General features: G+C 54.3%; 11 protein-coding genes and 2 pseudogenes. 6 read left to right on the top strand and 7 right to left on the bottom strand.

Annotated elements, in window-relative coordinates; translation table 11 throughout:
* Nucleotides 1-1576: pseudogene (locus B9H04_RS14505) on the bottom strand (ArsR family transcriptional regulator); the annotation flags it as partial.
* A 93-nt stretch (nt 1577-1669) separates the two neighbouring features.
* Here B9H04_RS14505 and B9H04_RS14500 point away from each other — a divergent pair.
* Nucleotides 1670-1882, top strand: a complete 213-nt coding sequence (locus tag B9H04_RS14500; protein WP_085682821.1) for a hypothetical protein — start codon at nt 1670-1672, stop codon at nt 1880-1882.
* Here B9H04_RS14500 and B9H04_RS19650 read toward each other — a convergent pair.
* Nucleotides 1865-1999: pseudogene (locus B9H04_RS19650) on the bottom strand (DUF5817 domain-containing protein); the annotation flags it as partial. The gene B9H04_RS14500 and the pseudogene B9H04_RS19650 sit on opposite strands and share 18 nt — an antisense overlap.
* A gap of 541 nt (nt 2000-2540) precedes the next feature.
* Here B9H04_RS19650 and B9H04_RS14495 point away from each other — a divergent pair.
* Nucleotides 2541-3533, top strand: coding sequence for a hypothetical protein (locus B9H04_RS14495; RefSeq protein ID WP_049933209.1), 993 nt, complete (start codon nt 2541-2543; stop codon nt 3531-3533).
* Nucleotides 3534-4002: 469 nt separating this feature from the next.
* On the opposite strand, the gene B9H04_RS18235 is transcribed toward B9H04_RS14495, so the two are convergent.
* On the bottom strand, nt 4003-4377 hold the full coding sequence (locus tag B9H04_RS18235; RefSeq protein WP_139835106.1) for a hypothetical protein: 375 nt from the start codon (nt 4375-4377) through the stop codon (nt 4003-4005).
* Nucleotides 4378-5087: 710 nt separating this feature from the next.
* Here B9H04_RS18235 and B9H04_RS18230 point away from each other — a divergent pair.
* The 3 genes from B9H04_RS18230 to B9H04_RS14475 all read left to right on the top strand — a co-directional run bounded on the left by B9H04_RS18230 (nt 5088) and on the right by B9H04_RS14475 (nt 7593).
* Nucleotides 5088-5381 carry a hypothetical protein gene (locus tag B9H04_RS18230; RefSeq protein WP_139835105.1) on the top strand — a complete coding sequence of 98 codons (294 nt, stop codon included), beginning with the start codon at nt 5088-5090 and terminating at the stop codon, nt 5379-5381.
* Between the two features lie 111 nt (nt 5382-5492).
* Nucleotides 5493-5843 (top strand): helix-turn-helix transcriptional regulator, encoded by a 351-nt coding sequence (locus B9H04_RS14485; RefSeq protein ID WP_049933211.1) that lies wholly within the window; start codon nt 5493-5495, stop codon nt 5841-5843.
* Nucleotides 5844-6618: 775 nt separating this feature from the next.
* On the top strand, nt 6619-7593 hold the full coding sequence (locus B9H04_RS14475) for a deoxyhypusine synthase (protein WP_007997362.1): 975 nt from the start codon (nt 6619-6621) through the stop codon (nt 7591-7593).
* A gap of 228 nt (nt 7594-7821) precedes the next feature.
* On the opposite strand, the gene B9H04_RS14470 is transcribed toward B9H04_RS14475, so the two are convergent.
* Both B9H04_RS14470 and B9H04_RS14465 read right to left on the bottom strand, forming a co-directional pair.
* A complete protein-coding gene (locus B9H04_RS14470; protein ID WP_049933214.1) occupies nt 7822-9195 on the bottom strand; it encodes a DNA cytosine methyltransferase in 1374 nt (457 codons plus the stop codon).
* 47 nt (nt 9196-9242) lie between these two features.
* A complete protein-coding gene (locus B9H04_RS14465; protein WP_049933215.1) occupies nt 9243-12185 on the bottom strand; it encodes a DEAD/DEAH box helicase in 2943 nt (980 codons plus the stop codon).
* A gap of 82 nt (nt 12186-12267) precedes the next feature.
* Between B9H04_RS14465 and B9H04_RS14460 the strand changes: the two genes are divergently transcribed.
* Nucleotides 12268-13341: an HNH endonuclease gene (locus B9H04_RS14460; protein WP_248648694.1), complete on the top strand. Its 1074-nt coding sequence runs from the start codon at nt 12268-12270 to the stop codon at nt 13339-13341.
* A gap of 14 nt (nt 13342-13355) precedes the next feature.
* On the opposite strand, the gene B9H04_RS14455 is transcribed toward B9H04_RS14460, so the two are convergent.
* Nucleotides 13356-17660 (bottom strand): Eco57I restriction-modification methylase domain-containing protein, encoded by a 4305-nt coding sequence (locus tag B9H04_RS14455; RefSeq protein WP_049933219.1) that lies wholly within the window; start codon nt 17658-17660, stop codon nt 13356-13358.
* Between the two features lie 241 nt (nt 17661-17901).
* Nucleotides 17902-18079: transposase (locus tag B9H04_RS14450; RefSeq protein ID WP_211277043.1), on the bottom strand; the 178-nt coding region annotated here is incomplete at its 5' end.

Here is an 18079-nt window from a genome sequence, read left to right as displayed (position 1 = left end):
TCGTCCGAAACGCCGTTCGAGAGTTGTACTCGCGGTACTCGCCGTGAGTCATGTCCCGCGTCATCTCGCAAATCTCCTCGAGAACAGCTTGTATGCGGTCGCCAAACTCATCGACATCGTCGACGAGATCGTCTTCTTCAGCAATCCACCCAAGGCACGCACTGTTCTGTAAAATATTGGGTGCCTCTTGGAGCAGTCGGCGGAACTCACCGTTCTCGTCGAGTCGCTCGTCAGTTAGCAGATTGTCCCAGACAAACCCGTCACCCAACGACCGAGCAGTACAGACTGCCCACTGCATCGGATTGTCGACTTCGGCGGCCACGGCGAGCCGATCATTGTCCCAGTCCATGTAGCGCCGAGGAGCTGCTCGATCGTCCCACTCGGAGACCGCCGCATCGACAGTTGCGACGCCATTCTCGGGGGTCGCCGCGACGGCGGCCTGATACGTAGAGCGAGAAAGCGGTTGGATAGTGTGGAGTGCCGGGAGGCGGTCGCGGCTCCAGCCGGTCCCCCCCTCACGTGTGTGCGCGGGTCTAGACTCCAGATTGTCGGTAGATTTTCCGGTCCGACTCACAAAATTCTGAAGGGGTTTCTGCTGCGTTCCAGATCGGCCGATTTCTTCGAGGAAACGCACCCCAGCCGGGCGAATTGCGACTTTGCTCCCGTCGCTGGTCGCGATGCGGTCCGTCACGAGTTCGTGTTCGCGAAGCTGGCGTAGGTGGTACGCGACGTTGTTCCGAGACTGGTCGGGGTCATCGTACGGAGCAGCCTCATAGAGCGCCTCGTAGCCGGCTGTCTGGCCGGCTTCCGCGCCGATACGCTCGAGGGTTGCGACAACCTCACCGTCCGTCTCAAGCGCCTCACACGCAGCCGCGACGTGGTCGTCGACAGTTCCGTGAGCGCGCCGGCCTGTATCGCATTGTGAACTCACATCGAACGCTGCCACGTCCGGGACATTCCCATCCAGTTCGTCGATGTCGATCTCCGGATCATAACTCCAAGCGAAGCGCCGCATCCAGATAGACGACTCAAACACAATCCGGACGTCCACACCGTGGCCAAGCCAACTGAGCAGCTGGACCATCTGCCGGCGTTGGTCAGCGTGGCCGATCTCCCGGAATGACTCATCGATCCGCACGGTGAGTGTCGGCGTATGGGCTGCGGCTGCGAGCAACGGCTTCACAACCCGGCGAACATCCGCAAGCTCACCAGGGAACCCGATGCCAAGCGGGCCGAACTCCGAGCTCCCAAAGCTTTCGAGCAGTTCGAGCGCCTGCTGATGCTGCTCGGACTCGACGTCTTTACACAGGCTCAACAGCGTCGACGCAACGATCGACCCGTTGAGGCTCTCTGCGTCTGGAAGCGCCTCTTGGTCAACTGTCCCGAGCTGGTCGTCGATAATCGATTCAAGCGTCTGCCAGGCGGCCCCATCAGCGACACCACCGACGAGTTCGCGCACAGCGAGCGCAATATCGGCTTCGAGGACTCCAACAAGACGCTCCCAGAGTTCACCCGGTCGGCTCTCTTTGTCGAGGTGTACTGTCCCAGACGACACAGCCGGGTACTGCTGAACCACCCAGAGACCTGCGTCCTCATCACAGCGGAGATCTCCAAGCTGACGAGAGCTCTGATCGGTTTTCTCGGGTGACTCTCGCTCCGCTGTGTCGAGGTGCTGATCGTCTGCGAAGGCACCTGTAAGCACCTGTACGCCGAGTGGTTGGCTAACGAGGTCGCGGTCCCATTCCTCTTCAAGATCAGCGTAGTGGCCAACCCCGTCGAACTCAGCGCTGGCGTTCCGAGTGTTCGCGAGAAGTGCTGCCCGTTGCTCAACAGCATTCTCCCACGTGTCGGCTCTTACTCGACGTCGCAACTGGCCATCTGAATGCTGACTCCCACACCGAGGGCACTCACGAGTGTTAGCAGCGCCACTGCTGACGGCATCCTCGATGACCCAGTGTTGGCTACAGTTGGAACAACCAACGACAGCGAAGCGACTCACGCCGCTGGCACACCTCCATGAGCCGGGTGGTCCTGCATAGTGCGCTCTCCGCGCACGTGCTCGACGCTACGGCCGAAATCGGATAATCGGCCGTTTCAGAGACAGCAGAGCGGGTTATCGGCGAAAGCCGGAGATGACTCTCACCACCGCAACCATTAAGACCACTTCGGAAGTAATGAGGAATAGGATCGTATTCCTCGGACAGGTGCCATCCTGTCCCTTCCCAAGCGGCCCCTGCTGCCAACAGGGGAACTTCCCCCCTTTCTAAACATCGCCTAGCCGTGCATACTGCGATATTGCGCCAGCCTCCGTCTTAATACTCACGCCGAGCGTCAGACATACATACAATTACTGTTATTTTGTCCCGGTGTCCGTATTCAGGCGGTCTGGACACCTCTAAAGCGGCCAACTGGCAATTGTCATGGGTCCCATGTGGGAGTCCTCCTACGAATCCATCCAATTAGCATCCACGCACTCGGATACAGTTGTGAGTTCTGTAAGCAGCCTCAAGCATTTAGCGTCCCACAGTCTCACTACGAATATGTCGTTTCGGGTCAGCTGGCACAATCTTCTTGAGCGCTTAGATGATCTCCCGGAAGGAGCGACGCTCCGGACACCACTCTCGAACGACCGGTTTCAGATAACTGGCGTCCAGGAACACCGTGTCATCATCAGATTCTCAGATAGCGGTGAGTCGCGACCGCTTCAAAAAGACCAGTTCGAGACATTATATCGACGTGTTACCGACGCTACCGATGGATTCGATCTCGATCGACTCCCACCCGATGCGGACCCATACCCGACGGTATTGAGTCTTCATCCACGATTCGAGGTGAACGACGACCGAGGTGTGATCATCGAGACCGAAGAGCCAACCACCTCACTATTACTGGATGAGGGCCCGTCCTCTGACCCTGCTCCCGACGAACGGACAGAACCCGATCTCGATGTCTACGCGGATGCGCTGTTGCTCGTCGACGCGCTGGAACGCCACGAGGTTACAGCGCTCGAAGAGGTCGAGACAGGGACGCTCATCGACCTGTATACCTTGCTCTCGGACGTTCAACGGAACGCCAACGACCTCCGCAAGGAGATCGCGGACACACTCTTAGACCGACTCCATCACGACCGACCGGTCTCGGGATCGTACGGTTCGGTCCAGCGGACGGCTCGGACGAACCGCTCGCTCAAAGATGACGACGAGGTGCTGGACACGCTCGAATCAGCCGGGATCGACCGTGATCGGGTGGTGAGCGTTGATCGCGGGAAGGTTGACGACGCCCTCGAGGTGACTGATGTTGCTGAACGCGACGTCTACGAGATTGACGAAACCGAGTACGTTCGGAAAGCCGAGGTAGACGAAGATCGCAAGGAAACGCGGCTCCAAGGGCTGAAAGACCAACTTGCGGCGAGCGATGCTGACGATGCCGACCAGCTTCGCGATGAAGTCGAAGAGCTCGAATCGCGGATCGAGGAACTGACGGAATTCAAGTCTGGACAGTCGTATCACACGCGCTCGAATGCCGACCGATGAGTCCGTCTGGCGACGTGACGGGGTGAGACACGCTACGATCGACGTCGGCCCTAACGTGGGTGTTCTCGCTACCACCGATCAAGAGTATCAGCTCACCAATCGTCTGGTGAAATCTACTTTTTGATAACTAAGGTGATAGAGAAAATTTTACATACTTGCTTACTGGCACGTGAATCGCCCAGCACAGTACATCAAAGTATTAGTTGAGTCGGATACGACAAATTTGTTAGGATGAGCTATCAGGAGACGGCAAAATATATCATATCTCTATTCGTTCTGGTTGTCGGTGTAGTACTCCTCACTAACCCATTATTAGGCTACTCACAGTTACTTCCGGGGAGTCTGTTTGAATTGACATTTGGAGGGCTTCTCTTAGCTAGCGGCCTGTTGCTATACCAGATCGGAACTAATACCGAGTAAAACTGCGCTTGCGTGTTTTTCGTTCAATTTCGGCGTATTTATTCAGATATCAATTCTCAGCCCACACGAGATTCACTCCGTCTGAACGGAGAGAGATTCGATATTCGGGCACACCACCCGGAGCAGTGTCCTCATATGTGCCTTCCTGTGAACTCCGGATGTCGACAAAAACGTCAACCTGCGTTGCACCTCTGGACAGGTCATCCTCTACCCGATGCTGTTCGCCAGCAGCAATCCTGAATGTCTCCTCGAACAGTACAATATCTCCGTCCTCAAACCGAATGACGGCTTCCTGTTCGCTGTCGCGTTGGTTCTCGACTATAAGTATAGATTCGCTCCGAGAATTCTCTTCTGAAGGAGACAGACACCCCGCTGTGCCCCCGACTCCTACACTGGCAACCGTCAGGAATTCCCGCCGGTTCATACAAATGACCACGTTCGGTTGACGCTATCTATTGAGAGTCCAGTGTCGGTTCGGGAGGCAGTCACGCGGTCGTGGACTTGAACCTGATTGAAATTCTCTCGACTCGTGGGCGCGTTGTGACACCCTGTTTCCTGTTGCTCGTCACCCCATGTTGGACTACAAACACCAACGACATACCGGATGTCTTCATATGCTTGCTGGAGTTCCTGATGTAGGTCTTCAGAGACAACCGGGCTGCTTGGAGAATCAAACTGACTTTGCCAGTCATCGTGTAACCAATTTAATTGAGGGGGGTCAGAACCCGGCGGGTTGCTGAGGGTGACGGTAATAATCGATTCACTGTGTAATTGATTGTCTTCTCGGTATCTCGCTTCGATTGATTTCTCTTGGACATATCCCGTTGCGGATTTAGAAGTAAACCAGTACCACACACTAAATCCGCTCACAGCCGCACCTCCAATTGACGCAATAATACTTCGACGGGAGGGCATGGATTTACTGTCTCCTCCGCGAATTATTAAAATCCTATCTACCGTTTCAGAGCGAGAGCCTCGTCATAAACAGAGTCGGTTTGCTACATAAACCTCTGTACTGAGCGATTCCTGTGTAGGTGTGAGAAGACTTCTATGATACCGTCCTAACGCTCAACGCGAACTCCTTGAGGCTCTCCAGCACGGGTAGTTTATCCGTCTGATGTGAGAATTGCTGGTATGGGTGACCCGGATTCTCCAACCGTCTCGGTGTCTCTCTCTGGTCGCACGGATATCCCAGCAGTCCTGAATCGAGCTGGCATCGACCATGTGAGTGTCCATGACCACCGACTCCTTGCTATCTATCACACGGCGATTCTCAATGTGGCAACTGATCCGCATCAGATATCGGATACACAAACACTCGAGATCGAATGCTGGGAGGATCCAATTCCATCTCGTGCTGATGGCAAGTCGTCACAAGATATTCTTCAGGACTTCACCGACGTGTTCGACTCTGCTGGAGACTATTGAGAGATTCACCCGGTAGCTCGACCTGATCAGCACAGCAATCACGACCAATATTATAACCAGTGTTAGCAATAGAAAGACGGATTATAATGGAGACACGTTAGCTGTTGGAATATGAGTGCGTCACAGGGTGAAGCCGATCTCTCGGAGGACGAACGTGCGGGTCTTGAACTGGTCCGTGAGACGGGTGGGATTCACCAGAGCGACTTTTGGAAAGAGCTGGGTGTCTCTTCGCGAAAAGGAAGCCGACTAGTTGAAGGGCTTGAGAGTGCCGAGCTGATTCAGCGTGAAGAAGCGGTGTACGAAGGTCAGCGAACCTACTATCTCGAACCAACAGCATCTGATCTTGACTTTTCACTGCTGATGGCAGGTGACATGCTCTCGCCATTCGTCGGTGAGGAAGATGTCAATCCGCAGGCAGACGCCTTCTCCCAATGGCTGATGAACATCACGTACGAGGAATAGTAACTCTGCTCTTGAGGGCTTCTGAGGGCTCTTAGTCACCCAATCTCATACGTTTGTATTGGCATCTCTCGCATAGGGAGTTCGCTGATTATACCGATAATCTGTATAAGAGCGAGATCGCTCACTCTCATGGAGAACTGCTGAGAAGGCCCACCGCCAATGGAGTCTATTATTTCACTTGAAGCAGTGGTGTGTGGGTTCAATACTGCCCCTCCACTGTTTCCGGAGCTTTCGTTGACGAGCAATCGTGGGAACTCGCACACCACCATGTCCGGAGCTATTTACTAGAGAACAAGGGACTACTGTTGTGTTGAAATCCGACTTTCCAGACATTCTCGTGTGAAACAGCCGGTCGACGAGGGCTGCGAACACAACGGCAGCTACTCCGATTCGGAAGGTGCTATCCTATCGATGCCAGCGTAGAATATCGCCGTCAACGCGACAGTTAGGACCAGTCCAACAACGACCGACAAAAGGCCAGTCGGGTCTGGAGTAGCGATAAACGCGACAGAAAACCCGACGAATAATCCGAGTAAGACGGATGCGAGACCTCGAACAAACCAGCGCATATCCACCGATTCCATCGGGTACATCATAAGACCGGTGGGACGGATTATTAGTCGACAACTGTTCTATCATCACTCGCTGCTACTTGCTCCGAGAATATCCTGTACTGACCGGTTTAGAGTGTAAAACTCTCAACTGCTGAGGGTTTCATCAACGGCTTGGAGACCGATTCCGAGTTCTTCAAACCGGCGTCAGATTATCCAGTAGTATGGACAAAGATGACTCTCACAGCGACGTCGTTCCTGGGAGTGATGAGGAACCTGACACGCCGGATGTTCGTGGCTACGACTTTCGTGGAGAATTTGATTTTGACGAGATGCTCGACGCCTATGGGACAACGGGGTTCCAGGCGACGCAGCTCGCAGAGGCAATCGACATCGCCGAACGTATGCAGGAGGCGGACGCCACTGTCTACCTCACGTTCACGTCAAACATCATCTCGTCGGGGCTGCGCGAGACCGTCGCATATCTCGTTCGAGAGGGGTATGTGGACGTAGTTATTACGACGTCTGGATCGCTGACCGAGGACGTGATCAAGACGGCAAAGCCATTCAAGATGGGAAAATGGGACGCAGACGAGGCATCGCTCCGTGAGCGTGGGATCAATCGGCTCGGGAATCTCTTCGTTCCTTCTGACCGGTATGTGTGGTTGGAGGAGTATCTGTATGATTTCTTTGAGGACTTTTTCGCAGAGGAGAAAGTGAGAACACCGACGTCGTTCGCACGCGAGTTAGGTGAAACTCTTGAGGATGAGGATTCGGTTCTGAAGCAGGCCGCGGACAACGACGTACCGGTGTACTGTCCAGCGTTGACGGACTCCGAGGTCGGGAACTTCCTCTACTATTATCGTCAAGGGTACGATTCAGAAGTGGGTATTGAGATTTTGGATGACTATGACTCGCTAATTGAAGATGGGCTGCTGGCGGACTCGACGGGGCTCATCGCGGTGGGGGGTGGAGTACCGAAACACCATGCAATCATGACGAACCTCTTTCGAGGAGGAGCGGATTACGTAGTGTATATTTCAACGGGGATGGAGGGTGATGGGTCATTATCGGGTGCACCGCCAAACGAGGCGGTTTCTTGGGGGAAGATCAAAGAAAACCAGACGAACTACACACAAGTGGAAGCAGAGGCCACACTTGTCTTCCCACTGCTTGTGGCGAAAGCGTTCAAACAATAACCTCTCACACGCCCGTTGCGGGTCTGTTATGATATCGAGTGGCGGGGATTAGCGCAATAATCACGAGCAAAATTTCTCAGGATGTAGAGCATTCCTGCGATTCTTTGTGAAACTAATCGAGTGTAGAACCGAGGATTTGAGCCATCAGACTGCTAGCCTATGTTCCGACAATACATAGAGAGCGGTATCAACAATCTCCCACAGAAGAGTGCTAGCGGACATTGTGTCTCAGACATCAGCGTACTGATCAGATAGGATTATTTGTTGAATGGCGACGCCAACCGCCTCTGCGAGTCTCGGCGGAACCGCGTTACCGATTAGGCGGTAGGCGTTTGTCCGGCTCTCAGGGAACCAGTACGTGTCTTTGAACGACTGGAGCCGCGCCGCTTCTCGGGGAGAAAGCGACCGTGCCTCTGTCGGATGAATGAACATGTGCCCGTCTTTCTGGATGTGCGCGAGGATCGTCGACGCCGGTTCTGCTGGATTCTGCTTTTTGTATTTGTCTTGGAAGACGTCATCCCGGTAAGGCTGAAGTGACGTGCTCACTTGGCCGATGTTCCAGCCTACACCGTGGCCAAGGAGCTTGTAGATGGAGAGGTCAAGATGATTGTGCCAACGCGCATCGTGATTCTGGAGGTCTTGGTCTTCCCACTCCTCATCCGCAGGGATATCTCGAATCCATTCTTGATAGGGTGTGATGGGCGGGAGCGTGTATTCCGTCGCCCTAGTCGGGGGCATCTCTCCCTTGGGAGAGATAGGGGGGAGATCCATAATGGCATCTGCGACAGTGAGATGGGGACGTTTGTGTTCCCAAGCACGCTTGAATTGCGGGAGAACGGATGAGTTATCCTCAAGGGTTGTTTGAGTTTCTTCGACATCGTCTCTGAGTTCTGGTCGGACCTGAACTCGCTGTGTTTTTTCCCGTGTTGTCGGTGGGCGGTGGGTTCGCCACTGTTCGAGTTTCGGTAGGTTCCCGTCGGTCTGTCGACCTATAAAGAAGAGCCGCTCTCGGTGCTGTGGGACCCCAAAATCAGCTGAATCAATCTTGAACCAGTCCGCGGAGTAGCCGAGGCTCTCCATTTCCTCAAGAATAATGTCAGTCACAGGGACCTCCTTCCCGACAGGATACCGCTCAATCTCTGCTCCCGATCCACTCGGAAGCGATTCTTGGACGGTGTCCGACTCGACTAGAACTGTATCGGCCAGCATCCCGGGAACGTTCTCCATGACGAATGCACGTGGTTGGAAGTGGTCGACGTAGCGAAGAAAGTCAAGATACAACAAATTCCGTTCGTCCTCGTCTACCGAGCGATCTTCGAGAGAACCGAGCTTCGATTGACCGATGTTGGAAAATGAGGGACACGGTGGCCCACCAGCCACGAGATCGAGCTCACCCGGTTCGATATTTGGGCTGTCCACGGCCGGGTCGGTTTCGCGGATATCTGCCTGAATGACGTGGTCGCCGTGATTTTCACGGTAGGTCTCGACAGCGGATTCGTCGTGGTCAAGCGCCCACTGTACATCGTAGCCGGCCCACCGAAGCCCCTCAGAAAGTCCACCAGCGCCGCAGAAGAGGTCAATTGCGGACGGCTTTGAATTCATTGTATCGACCCACGTGGAGCGGTGTGGAAAGCGGTTCGGAACGGAGGTCAGTCCTCGAACGCATCGACGACTACAGCCATGTTCACGAGGTCGGGCTCATCGGGTACAACCTGCTTTTCATTCTCGAGTCGGGCCATTTCCGCGTTCTTTTTTTCGCGCAGCTCCGCAAGCTGGCTCTGATGTTTTGCTAACACTGCGCTCATGTCTTCGCCGGCACGATCACGCTTCTCGAACTGCTCAATTCGTTCTTCGAGGTCTGCCATACGGTGTTGGAAGTAGTTCTGAGCATGTTCTCGACGGATTCGGACTTCACGCTCCCGCTCGGCACGTGCCTCCTGTGCGAGATCATCAATAAGTTCCCAAGCAACGTTATCAGCCTTCGAGAGGAGCTTTTCAGCCTGTGATGAAACCGCACTTATAGACGGATGGCCGTCGACAGCAGAAGAAGGCAGACCACCGGTGATGTCGATGTCCTCTACTCGAGTGGTTCCATCAGGCGTAACGTACACTTGAACGAGTTCTTCGGTAACAGTATCGCCAGTACCCGAGAGGTATCCGATCCGATAGTGACAGAGGAGACCTGGTGTTTCCAAGTTTTCCCCGCCGGTGAGGACAGCAGCTTGGCCGCCGATAGCATCCGTATCCAGACAGTAGGCCATCATCGCTCGGACCACAGAGTGATCGAGGGTGATGAACTCAAGACTCTCGTCGGCAAGCGCGTTTTCTCGGTCGAACGTCGCACCGTCGTACCGCTTCTTCACGTCATTACCAGTAAGCTGGTCAGGAACAACTAGGTCAAACACGTCATCGCCATCGTCGGCAGGCCCAGGTCGGACGTTTTTGATTCCGCCGCCGAACTCTTGGCAGACGGTCCTGACAAGGTACGCAACATCGGCCTCGCTGACCGTGTCCTCGGCGCTCTCCTTGACAATGTCGAGGACATCTCGATCTTCCTTACTCAGGTCAAATTTGTCTCGGATGAGCAGTTCGTCGTCGACGCGTCGAACCGCCTCTTCTTGCTCTTCAACGATAGTCTCGAGGTCGTCAACGACTTGTTCTGGGTTCTCCCCCCTTGCGAGAGCAGACATGATCTGTTCTTCGAGATCAACGTCTTCGAGAACCAGCCCTAACACGTCTGAACTCATCCCAAGGGTTTCCTCAATCTCGTCAATCTTCTCGAGAAGCCGCTCAAGGATGATACTCTCACGAGTGTCTTTGAAGAACAAGTTTCTGATCTCGACAGTCTTATCCTGTCCGTAGCGGTGGAGTCGCCCGATCCGCTGGTCAATGCGAGTTGGATTCCATGGAAGGTCGTAGTTCACCATAATATGGGCGAACTGTAGATTCAGTCCTTCTCGAGCAGCGTCGGTGGCCAGCATCACGTTTGCCGGTCCTTCGAATTTCTCGAACTGCTGTTGACGCTGTGTCTGCGAAAGGTCGCCGTAAATCTCGGCGATATCCCTGTCGCCGAACACTTGGCCTTTCAGGTACTCGAGAGTATCTGTATACTCTGTGAAGATGAGGATCTTCTCGTCGGGATCCTCCTCTAAAATCCCGTCAACGTACTCACGAAGTCGCTCTGCTTTCGAGTCGACTTTGATCGCCTTCGCCTGATTATAGAGATCACGGACCATCTCGAGTTCCTGTTCAATTTTGTCCGGATCACCAGAGGCTGCGGCGGCACCAAGCTCCTCCTCGACACGCTCCCGCTGAGCCTCTGTAAGGAGTTCTGGATTATCTCGATACTCGTCAAGGAGACTCTTTGTAAGCTCCGAGAGATCAGTTAAATCGGCACCGCCCGCTTTGATGGACTCCATCCGGTTGCGGAGTGATTGCTGAATGGCGTAAATTGAGGAGACCAGCCGTTTCTGGTAGAGGACCATCGCGAAGCCCGCGGCATCATTCTCTTCTTGACTGGCGAGGTTGTAATGTTCAGTGATGTACTCCGTGATATCCTCGTAGAGCTCGCGCTCCTGGGGCGTGAACTCGACAGGAAGGGTCTGGATGTTCTTCTCCGGGAACATCGGCGTCCCGTCCTTGTTGTACATCTTGTCTTTGAGCCGTCTGATCATCAAATCCTTCAGCCCCTCTTTGTTGACGTCGTGTTCGTCGCGGAAGCGGTAAGGGTCGAGAAGAGAGATCATGAAATAGAACTGATCACGCTTCCCGTTGTGCGGGGTGCCGGTCAGGAACAGTAGTCCGTCAGACGTCTCCGAAACAGCCTCTCCAACTTTGTAGCGGTCCGTCTTATCGATCCCACGTTTGCCTTCACGGCGAGCGGTGAGGTGATGAGATTCGTCGAAAAGAGCGATGTCCCACTCTTCTTGGACGTTCTTCAGAGCCGAGCGTACGTCGTCCTGTTTTGCGAAGTCGATGGAGGTGATAATCCGATCTTCGTGCGTCCAGACATTCTCGGCAGGATAGGCATCACGTTTCGCCTCCACGTAGTCGCGGTCGTAAATCACGTAGTTTGTATCGAACTTCTCGCGCAGCTCTTCCTGCCATTGGGTGGTAAGCGGCGCGGGAGCGACGATGAGAACGCGGTCAGCCTGCCCACGGGCGGCGAGCTCTTCGATAACGATTGCGGCCTCGATAGTCTTTCCGAGACCAACCTCGTCGCCGATGAGATAGCGGTGATCGTACGATGTTAGGATCTCGTGAGCAGCTTTTACTTGGTGAGGGGCGATGTCGATTCGGTTGTTTTCCAGCGCAACGAATCGGTCCTGCCGGTGGGCGAGGTCTAGTTCGGCTGCTCGGGCACGGAGGTGGAAACGTTCTGGATCGTCGAACTCGCCTTTCTCAAGCAGCGCGTCGCTACTGTCTATCAGGTCAACAACCGCAGCGGGGAGCTTTTTCGAGTTATCGTCGTCAGTCAGAATATGGAGCAGACACTGACCCGATGGTCGGTGGTTGATTTTGACCAGCTCACCCTCGCCGCCTGCGAAGCTGACGCGGTCTCCGATATCGAATTTACACGCGCAATCAGACACTGACAGATTCCGATGTGGTGACTGAACTTAACTTCTCGGAACATCGTCATTCCAGATACGATGTGACTTCTCCCCGGTATTTTTGTTCAACAGACGTCATAAGCGAAACAGGATGGGGCATGCGTTCCGCGTCGGCGAAGTCTATCGTGACAAAGGAAGCTTCAGAGATGCGGAAGACCAGTTTCTGCGGTGGATTCGCGGCCCGCTGAGTAGCGGAATCAAAAACACTGGAGGGATCCGTGACCTCGGCGCAGATCGCTCAGAGATCCCCGCCGCCCTCGTCCTCGTCTCGAACGATACTGGTGTCTCCCAGCACGACGATCCGTGGGAGGACACGCTGGCGGTCAACGCCGGCTACGTGAGTTACTGGGGTGATGCGAAGGAGAATATCCGGTACGACGAGTCGACACAGAACCGGAAAATCAAGGACGCGTTCGACAGAGCAGCTTCGGGGCGACGCGAAGAGGTCCCACCGATACTGGTGTTCCGGAAGCCCGAGAGCGGCGTCGTCGAGTTCTGTGGGCTCTGCGTCCCGGATCACTTCGAGGTGCGGACCTATCAGGGCGATTCGGGAGCGCAGATACCGAACTACCGGTTCCATCTCTCGATTCTCAACACACAGGGAGTCCCCGTCTCGTGGCTCCACGAGCGTGCGCAGACGAACGACGACGGCCAAGCACCCGACGTCTGGAAACAGTGGGTCAGGGAAGGGGAGATCTCTCAGTGGCCGACAGGTGAGACGCTCGATACAGAGGGAGAGATTCGGCGCTACGAAACGACCGAGACGACGGTGAGTGAAGCGTTCCGGGCAGAGACGTTCGAGCGGTACGGGCATGCCTGCGCGATGACCGGTATCCGTGAGGGGTCGCTACTCGACTTAGCGCATATCCTCCCGCGGAGCCAGCACCCGGAGCTCGCAGAGCACGCGGAGAACGTGCTCGTGCTGAACTCGCTTCATCACCGGGCGTTCGACGCCGCGCTGTTCACGGTCGACAGTGAGTATCGGATACGGACGAGTCCATCTTTCGAGCCTGCCCATCCGTTCCTCCGAGAGACGATCACCGAGAAAGAGGGCGAGCCGATTACGTTCCCACCAAGCGTTCAGGTGCGGCCGGATTTCCTAGAGGAGCTGAATGCCGGCCTGTCGTGGTTGTAGTGTTGTAGATTGGGTCAGTCGTCGGTGACTGCTTCTTCCACGATATCGATTTCCTCGTCAGTCAGGTCGTAGAGATCGTAGACGATCTCGTCGATGAGCTGGTCAGTCTTTTCGATCTTCTCGTCGAGTTCGTCAGCGCGTTCCTTCGTCTCGATATAGCGTTGGAGATCGTCTGATACGTCATCGGGGTCGGGTAGAGTCATTGCCTTCAGGCGGTCTATTAGGGAGTTAGTCTTTGTGGCGTTGTCGCGGAAGCCACCGATCTCTTTTTCAACGGCGACAGGTACGAACGCCTCAACGAGGGCGGCCTCCTCCTCGCTTAGATCTGTGAGCGTGAACGCCTCGAAAAACGTTGTCTCAGTGTAGTCGTAGGTATCGGTCTCGAACTCGTCTTCGTCTTCCGGTTTATATCGTGCTGTCGCCTCAATGGTCACGGAGGAACCGTCACGCTTTGTTCGAGCACGCTCGACTTGGAGCTTCTCGTACTCCTCTGTGGTTGCATCGAGGATATTTGACGTGGATGGCTGGAAAAAACCGATATCGGGGAGCTTTGGGCTTTCTTTGTAGTTTCCGAGGTAGTTGAGTAGATCAAGATTGAGGTCTTTTCGGACATCTTGGGTATGAATACGCTCATCCACGAGGGGCTTGAAAAGACCGTGAACAGTCGACTCCTCGTCAGTATTTAGCAGTTCCACAACTGTGTCAACGACAGACGAGTAGTTCTCGTTTTGGTACTCATTCATTACATCCTTGATTTTGCTTTTGTTGACACTATCGCTGTCTGCCTGGATCTCAGGGATACCAACTGGTTGGAGATAGCCCGTTTTGAAACGATAGTATCCGCCACGGAGAACATGACTCGTGTTGCTGACGTAGAACCACGTCGGTGTCGCGTTGAGGACCCCAAGTAAATATTCAAGACTATAATCTGTATTTGATGCAGTAATACTGTAAATCACCGATGTCGAATGTTTTCCATCTCTGTCAATAGTGAAGCTACAATTATCGCTGATTTCAGGTGTGAGTATTTTATTTTTCTTGTGCTGATGAAGGCTCTTGGGATAGGTATATCCGTACCAATCTTCGCCATTCATGCTTCCACCATCTCGCGCTTCCAATACATCCCTGTTTTCGAGAAGGTATTCCCAAACAGAGGGTGCAGATGCTCTAATTTCTTCGCTCTCCATCAATTCATATCCATCGGAGGACGTGTGATAGGGGAAAATCAGAACTTTTCGATTTTTAGGAGAACTATATCGGTCGACATCTTGTCCTTTAAGATACGGGACAAGTAGATCCTTCGAAAACTCATACTCTCGCTCAGTCTCTTCTGATCGGACTTTCATTTCATCCCCTAGATCTTCGAGAACATCAATTGCGTATACAGAATCTTTACTTGTCTGTATACCTACAAAAATCTCATCACTGATTTGTTCGAGTGAGGGGCATGCTTCCATTTTTTCTACCGCATCAAGCTCAATAGGAGACAGAAGGATCCACGGATCTTCCCCAATCTGGTTACTTTGTAATTTTGCAGTATCTAGGTCGTTGAGGTCTCTGGGATCGTCATTTAGTTCTGCGTAATCAAACTCCTCATTCTCATCACCCGAAAGGAACAGCAGACATGTGTAGGTCGTCGCTGCTTCTCCGAAGACTTGGTAGTGCCCCATATCGACTATTTTTCTCACAGCTCCTCGGTCAGAGAGATATTCGCGAAGTGCAGTCCCAAACTCCGCCTGCATAAATTTATGTGGAATAATATATCCTTGCTCACCATCGTTTGACAGAAGGCTATTACCCTTCTCTACGAATAGTGCATAAATATCGTAATTCTTATGAGATGACGAGTAGGATGTCTCATAATAATCCGGCACTTCTGTACTACCCTTTCGGATGGTCTGAATCCGCATATACGGCGGATTCCCGATCACTGCGTCGAACCCTGCATCTGCCTTCCGCTCTCCATCTTGATCGTAGAACGCTATCGGGAACTCCAGTTCCCAGTGGAAGAAGCGTTGTTCCTCGGCCATCGCTTGCGCACTTTTGAACCAGTCCTGTTGTTCTATTTTCTCCCACGCATCACTATGGAGCGCACGGGCCATGCGTTCATCTGCGTCAGAAGGAATATCGAGACCGAACGCGTCGGCGGTGTGGACGTTGGCCATCGCGAGGAGCTTCTTGTAGAGCGGGTCGGCGCGCACGTCGTCGTACACCGCCTCCATCTCCTTCGCATCCTCCAGCGTCTCGTTGTCGATGTTGAGCAGGTCTTGGAAGCGATCAGTGACGTGCTCCATCGCACGCTGACGCGTGTGGTCGAACGACTGCTGGAGGGTTAGCTGGCCATCCCCCGTAGCGTCTTCGTCGCCGTCTGACAGCACGTCCTCGATGTCGCTCCCGACGAGCGAGTTGCCAGTCTTGAGGTGATGATCGAGGAACGCAAGCGGTTGCTCGGCAGCGAGCGTCCGCAGCCAGAGAGAGACCTTCGCCAGTTCGGTCGCGAGGGGGTTGACGTCGACGCCGTAGATACAGCGCTGAGCGACTTTGCGCCGGGCCCAGTTGATGTCCCGCAGTTCCCCCTCCTCGGTAGTGGGGGCGCGAATCTCGGCGTCGGCAGAGTCGAGTGCCTGCCGGTCCTGCTGCTCTTGCGCATCGATGATCTCACGGGCGAGATAGTCGACTGCGTTGACTGGGAAGTGACCACTCCCCATCGCTGGATCGAGTACAGTCAGGTCAAACACTCGGTCGGCAAACTCCTCGGCGAACCCGCGATCGTCTCCTCGTGCGCTGTTTGCGACCAAGTCCTCGCGGATCTCCTGTACCAGTGGCCCGAGCGTCTCGTCGACGATGTACTCGACGACGTACTCCGGCGTGTAGTACGATCCCGTCGCCTTGCGCTCACCGTCGTCGGTGCGCAGGTAGACCTCACCCTCCTCAACGGTGATGTCATCACCCTCACCCGCAGAAACGTACTCACCGTCATCGACGGTCAAGGGTTCGTCTGCGACGGCGAGTGTGTACTCTAAGAGTCCTTCGTAGATGGACCCGAGGTTCCGCTCGTCAAGCGAGGAGTAGTCCACGAAGACCTTCCCCTGGCCTTCAGACGCCTCGTGGCGCGTGAGCAGTTCGATGACCTCGGCAATGTACGCGTCTCCGACCTCGTGGTTCGAGAGGAACTGTGCCTCAACAGTGTCGTCCTCCTCCGGATCAGTCCGGAACAGCCCACCGTTGTACGCCGGAATGTAGAGGTCGTCTTTCGGGATTCCCTTTCCTTGGCTCCCTTGGTCGATGAGAACGAACAGTTCGTCCAGCTTGTCCCAGAGATCCGTCTGCCACGTCTGGTAGTGCTGTTGGGTCTCGTCGCGCTTCTCGACGACGACCTGTTTCAGGTCGTTCAGACTGTAGGTCTCGCTGTAGATCTCGTTCTCCGTCGGGAGGAGGTTCCGTCCCTCGCTCTCGGCGTAGAGAACGAAGATGAGCCGATAGAGATAGATGAGCGAGCTGTCGTGGATCCGGTCGAGATCTTCCTCGTCCAAGTTATCGTTAGTGTCGAGGAAGCCTTCCGCAAGGACGCGAATGGCTTCGTAGATGTTCTCTTGGAGGTCCTCTCCGAGTGCTTCTGCGAAGGCGGTTGACTGGTCGTAGACGTCGTCGAGGAAACAGTCTCCAGTCTGGTCGTCGAGGAATGCTCCCTGCCGGAAGAAGAGGTAGAACTCCTTGAATGCCTCCAGATCGCCTTCCTCCTCGCCGATGGAGAGGACTTTGGGGAGATCTATCTCGTAGTAGGAGTCCAACCGGTGGCTCGTCGGCCCGTAGTAGAGTCGCCACTTCTCCCCGTTCGTGAGGACCCCCCACTGCGGTGGCGTTTCTTGGAGGTAGCTATGAATCTGGTAGCTTGGGTTCTCGAAGTCCCGTTTCTCTTCGCCCCGCGTGTCGAGCTTGCGACCCCATCGTTTCGCGTCCGCGACGGCGATTGCCTCTTGGTAGAAGTTTTCTCGATCGAACGCCGCATCGGCGGCCTCTTCGCTGGGGAAAAATCCGTAATCCGGTCGTCGCGCGTTCCGCATCACCGTCTCCTCGATCTCAAACGGGATATCGAGGATCTCGAAGATGGGTCGAATGACGTTCCGCTCAAGCTGAGCCTCGTTGTAGTCTTCGACGCGGTCGCCTTTCTCGTCGAGAATCGACTTGATCTCCGAGAACGCTGTTTCTACTTCTGCGTCCGGGATCTCAGTCCAAGCCTCCATATCGTGGAGGTGGTCGTTCAGGTAGTGGTTCGAAAACAGATCGCGGTTCGTTCGGTAGTTGGTTGGGTCCGTCATTGAGTGGGGACGATTTCCGGGATGACTACGGTACTACAGCTATCTTGTAACGGAAATTCCAAGATAAATAATACTTTCCAAGAGACCGAGTGATTCGATATGAACGGCTAGCCATGCCCAGAAATACCACCAGTGAATAATGGATCTTCCGTGGTCAGTATCGGTGGCTCATAAAGAGCCGCTCCATGGAATTTCTTCTTCTCACCTGAATCTAATAGTAACTCCCAACGTGGGCTTATACTCACGGACATAAATACGCAAACACATCTGGGATTTCGACCCGGTTGAGTACAGAGAGAGCAGCCTCACGGAGATCGTCGAGTGTGTCAAACAGGCGGTTCCCAAGTTCTTGATCAAGTTGTCTCCAACACTCTTCCGCGGGGTTCAGCTCCGGTGAACCCCGCGGTAGGTAACAGAGT

It is taken from the genome of Halorubrum ezzemoulense DSM 17463, from assembly GCF_002114285.1.
In the GTDB taxonomy this organism is placed as follows: Archaea; Halobacteriota; Halobacteria; order Halobacteriales; family Haloferacaceae; genus Halorubrum; species Halorubrum ezzemoulense.
This window is presented reverse-complemented; position numbering and strand designations above follow the sequence as displayed.